This window comes from Pseudoalteromonas sp. GW168-MNA-CIBAN-0100 (genome assembly GCF_040309225.1).
GTDB classification, from domain to species: Bacteria; Pseudomonadota; Gammaproteobacteria; order Enterobacterales; family Alteromonadaceae; genus Pseudoalteromonas; species Pseudoalteromonas arctica.
Genome location: NZ_JBEOOL010000247.1, coordinates 1 through 352, shown reverse-complemented (window position 1 = coordinate 352; position 352 = coordinate 1). Strand labels below are relative to the sequence as shown.

1 protein-coding gene is annotated in these 352 nt (G+C 41.5%); it reads left to right on the top strand.

Annotated features, from left to right (window positions below):
- Positions 1-8: 8 nt before the first annotated feature.
- Positions 9-352 (top strand): transposase (locus tag AAEY62_RS20955; RefSeq protein WP_502935531.1); only part of this gene is annotated, 344 nt, incomplete at its 3' end.

Below are 352 nucleotides of genomic sequence, written 5' to 3'. Positions count from 1 at the left end.
AAACTGTTATGGCTAACTACAAGCCTGACTTATCCTGTCAAAATAAATTCATTCCTATCAATTTCGCTGAGCAAATTCTGCCTGGCACTTTTGAGTATGCCCTTTGTTATATTGTCGAAAATAAACTCGATTTATCGGGATTTGACGCGTGGTACAACAATGACAAAACGGGCGCGGCGGCGTATCCACCTTCGGTAATGCTAAAGATTATTTTACTGGGCTATGCACATGGTTTGATCAGTAGCCGTCGAATTGCTAAAGCGTGTGAGACGAACATTTTATTTATGAGTGTGTCGGGTGATATCCAGCCACATTACACATCTATAGCGGGTTTTGTGGCTAAAATGCATGA